This window comes from Aeromonas finlandensis, from assembly GCF_000764645.1.
Lineage (GTDB): Bacteria > Pseudomonadota > Gammaproteobacteria > Enterobacterales > Aeromonadaceae > Aeromonas > Aeromonas finlandensis.
Map to the genome: position 1 here is coordinate 1 of NZ_JRGK01000161.1, position 3,484 is coordinate 3,484.

A 3,484-nucleotide genomic window follows, 5' to 3' on the forward strand; every position below is an offset into this window, starting at 1 on the left:
AGAAGTGGTGGGTTTAATTGGATTCGAACCAACGACCCCTACCATGTCAAGGTAGTGCTCTAACCAACTGAGCTATAAACCCACTTTCTCTTACTTCACTACGCCAGCGCTGCTGACGTGGTCGGCATACTACCCATGCCCCCCTAGGCTGTCAACAGGCCATATGCACAAAGGAGACTGTTTGCCCAGTTCTTGCGCAGCCTGTTGATTTTGCAGGCGAGTTGTCGCTTACCAAGCCCTGTTACTGGGCCCGCGACAGGGAGGTGCAGGCCTCCGGAGTGGCGAAGCGGCCGTAGATGTAGCGCAATCTCGCCCCCAGCATCAGGGCAGCACTGGTGAGGCCGACGATAAAGCCGATCCAGAAGCCCTGGGGCCCCATCCGCGGTACCAGCCAGTCGGTGAGACCCAGGATCATGCCGGTGGGCAGCCCCAGTCCCCAGTAGGCGACGATGGTGACGTAGAAGATCGCCTGGGTATCCTTGTAACCGCGCAGCGCAGCGGCTGCGACCACCTGTACCGAGTCGGAGATCTGATAGATGGCCGCGAAGAACAGCAAGATGGCCGCCAGGGCGATCACCTGCTGATCATCGGTATAGATAAAGGCGATCTGCTCGCGCAGCAGCACCGTCAGAGCGGCAGTGCCGGCGGCGATGGCCATCCCCAGCATCAAACCGGTGCGAGCCGCCACCCGGGCGTGATGGGGTTGCCCTTCACCGATGCTGTGACCGACCCGGATGGTGACACCCACCCCGATGGAGAGGGGCAGCATAAAGACCAGGCTGGAGAAGTTGAGCGCAATCTGGTGGCTCGCCACCGTTTCGGCGCCGAAGGGGGCCAGCATCAGTGCCACCACGGTAAACAGGGTCACCTCGCAGAAGATGGCCATGGCGATGGGGAACCCCAGGCGAAACAGTCGCCAGATCCGGCTGCCGTTGGGGCGGGCCAGCTGGGAGAAGAGGCGGATCTCGGTGAAGTGACGGGAGAGCTTCACATAGAGGATCATCGCCAGCAGCATGGCCCACAGCACGATGGCAGTGGCCACGCCACAACCCACCCCGCCCAGTTTCGGCATGCCGAAGTGGCCGTGAATGAAGATGTAGTTGGCGGGAATATTGACCGCCAGCCCGACAAAGCCGATCACCATGGTGGGCATGGTGTGGGAGAGCCCCTCACTGAAGTTGCGCAGCACCTGGAACAGCACGAACGCGGGCAGACCCCACAGGATGGCGTGCAGATAGCCAGTGGTCTTGGCCGCCATCACCGGCTCTACATCCATGAACTGCAACGCCAGCGGGCTGTAATAAAGGGCGATCATCGCCAGCGGGGTGACGATCAGCGCCAGCCAGAAGCCTTGATGAACGGCCGGGCGGATAGCCTCCCGTTTACGGGCACCATTGAGCTGGGAGACGATGGGGGTCAGCGCCATGATGATCCCCTGCACCAGCAGGATCACTGGTAGCCAGAAGCTGGACGCCACCGACACGGCAGCCAGATCGACTGCACTCACCTGTCCCGCCATCACGGTATCGACGAAGTTCATGGCGACCTGGGCCACTTGGGCGACCAGAATGGGGCTGGCTAAACGAACGAGCTGTCTCGCCTCGGACCAATAACGTTGCACTGACACCTCCGAGTGGATCAGATAAGAGTAAAAAAGAGCGGAAATCGGGAAGAGCCTTTGCACTTTCGGACGAAAGTGCAAAGGGTGGGGGAGGCATTCTAGCCTGAAATTCATCCAGGACGAAATAGTTGCCGCCCCGAGGGGCAGGATCAGGCGTCTTCGTGATCGCTGATCAGCAGGTTGGCGGCAGCATAGGCAGCCTGTTCGCGCAGTTCGGCAGGCACGCGCTCATCGGCGGCGACGGCGTTGAGGGCGCGGATGGTGGCGGCGATGGCGTTTGGCACATAGCCCTGCTCGCCGGAGCCAATCTGGTTATAGGCGATGCGAATAGCTTCACAGCATTGATATACCTGCATTTCTTTTTTCCTTGTTTACCCGGATGTGAACGGCGTCACTATAGCGATCGGGCGCAAGCTTGTCAGCCTGTACCCTTGTCTCACCCTCTGCCCGAGGTTAACCTGCCCTTTTTGCCGTAGCAGGAGACGAGAGATGTTCACTGGCATAGTGCAGGGGACCGCCGAACTGGTGGCCATCGAGGAGCAATCCAACTTCCGTACCCATGTGATCCGTATGCCCAGCCGAGAGTGGGGCGAAGGGCTGGCCCTCGGTGCCTCGGTGGCCCACAACGGCTGCTGTCTCACCGTGACCCGGGTCGAGGGGGAGCTGGTCAGCTTCGATCTGATGCAGGAGACCCTGCGCCTCACCAACCTCGGCCTGTTGCAGCTGGGTGACAAGGTCAATGTGGAGCGGGCTGCCCGCTTTGGCGACGAGATCGGCGGCCACGCCATGTCTGGCCATATCATCGGCATGGCAGAGGTCACCTCGGTGATCGACACCCCCAACAACCGTCAGGTGTGGTATCGCCTCGCCCCCGAGCTGATGAAATATGTGCTGACCAAGGGGTACATCGGTATCGATGGCATCAGCCTGACCATCGGTGAGGTGCGCGAGCAGGCGTTTTGCGTGCACCTGATCCCCGAGACCCTGGCCCGTACCAATCTGGGTTGGGTCAAGGCTGGCTGGCAGACCAATATCGAGATCGATCCCCAGACCCAGGCCATCGTCGATACCGTGGAGCGGGTGCTGGCGGCGCGCGGGGGTAAGTGAAGGGCAAACGGTGCGGTTTCAAGCGCTCCATAAGCAAGGGCCTGCTATGTGCAGGCCCTTGTTATTTACGTGGTGAAAACATTGCTCGGTTTTCTGTGCCTTGCAGCCACAACATCTGCTCGGCCTGTTGTGACTTGCAGTCACAACATCTGCTCGGCCTTTTGTGACTTGCAGTCACAACATCTGCTCGGCCTGTTGTGACTCGCAGCCACAATATCTGCTTGGCCTGTTGTGACTTGCAGCCACAACATCTGCTCGGCCTTTTGTGACTCACAGTCAAAACATCTGTTCGTTGTCGGCATCCACAAAGAGTTGCAGGCGGTCGCGGGCTTCGTCGCGGTGAAGCCGCAGGTGGATCGGATTGCAACAGGCCATGCAATCTTCGTAGAACTCCTGATCACCTTGGCTAGCATCCAGCTCGACCCGGGTATGGTGCCCGCAGTGGGGGCAGACGATGCGCTTGCTGGTGTACTCGATCATGATAACCTCCTCGGGCCCTGGGGCCGCCTATCTCCCTTGATTCTAGCTGCGCTGGCGCGGGCTAACCGCGAGCAAGCGCACGTTTATGAAGGTGGCATGACAGGGATCAAACCCGGATCGGAAATGGGGATCTGCAGGGGCTGCAGGGGCAAAAATGGTCTGAATGCTGGTTTGCAATCGGCGATTTTTAGGTGTTATTGCCAACTGCTGGTTGGCAATGAAAGGGGCTGAACGGCGGTTTTTACTGGCAGGAAAGGTCATTTAGCCGTCTGAGGG

Annotated in this window: 4 protein-coding genes and 1 tRNA gene; 1 reads left to right on the forward strand and 4 read right to left on the reverse strand. The window is 59.6% G+C overall.

The genetic code is table 11. The features are described from left to right. Positions 1–5: 5 nt before the first annotated feature. The 3 genes from LD28_RS0111965 to LD28_RS0111975 all read right to left on the reverse strand — a co-directional run bounded on the left by LD28_RS0111965 (position 6) and on the right by LD28_RS0111975 (position 1,977). Positions 6–82: transfer RNA gene (locus tag LD28_RS0111965), tRNA-Val, on the reverse strand. A gap of 159 nt (positions 83–241) precedes the next feature. Beyond that, complete coding sequence (locus LD28_RS0111970; protein WP_033137196.1) at positions 242–1,621, reverse strand: MATE family efflux transporter; 1,380 nt, start codon at positions 1,619–1,621, stop codon at positions 242–244. Positions 1,622–1,770: 149 nt separating this feature from the next. Beyond that, positions 1,771–1,977, reverse strand: a complete 207-nt coding sequence (locus LD28_RS0111975) for a YaeP family protein (protein WP_005345813.1) — start codon at positions 1,975–1,977, stop codon at positions 1,771–1,773. A gap of 133 nt (positions 1,978–2,110) precedes the next feature. On the opposite strand from LD28_RS0111975, the gene LD28_RS0111980 reads away from it, so the two are divergent. Further along, positions 2,111–2,728 carry a riboflavin synthase gene (locus LD28_RS0111980; protein ID WP_033137197.1) on the forward strand — a complete coding sequence of 206 codons (618 nt, stop codon included), beginning with the start codon at positions 2,111–2,113 and terminating at the stop codon, positions 2,726–2,728. Between the two features lie 276 nt (positions 2,729–3,004). Here the strand turns inward: LD28_RS0111980 and LD28_RS0111985 are convergent, their stop codons facing one another. Beyond that, on the reverse strand, positions 3,005–3,208 hold the full coding sequence (locus tag LD28_RS0111985; RefSeq protein WP_033137198.1) for a CPXCG motif-containing cysteine-rich protein: 204 nt from the start codon (positions 3,206–3,208) through the stop codon (positions 3,005–3,007). Positions 3,209–3,484: the final 276 nt, after the last annotated feature.

Coding starts and splice junctions, on each gene's coding strand:
- LD28_RS0111975 (WP_005345813.1), bottom strand. CDS start 1,977: ATGCAGGTATATCAATGCTGTGAAGCTATTCGCATCGCCTATAACCAG.
- LD28_RS0111985 (WP_033137198.1), bottom strand. CDS start 3,208: ATGATCGAGTACACCAGCAAGCGCATCGTCTGCCCCCACTGCGGGCAC.
- LD28_RS0111980 (WP_033137197.1), top strand. CDS start 2,111: ATGTTCACTGGCATAGTGCAGGGGACCGCCGAACTGGTGGCCATCGAG.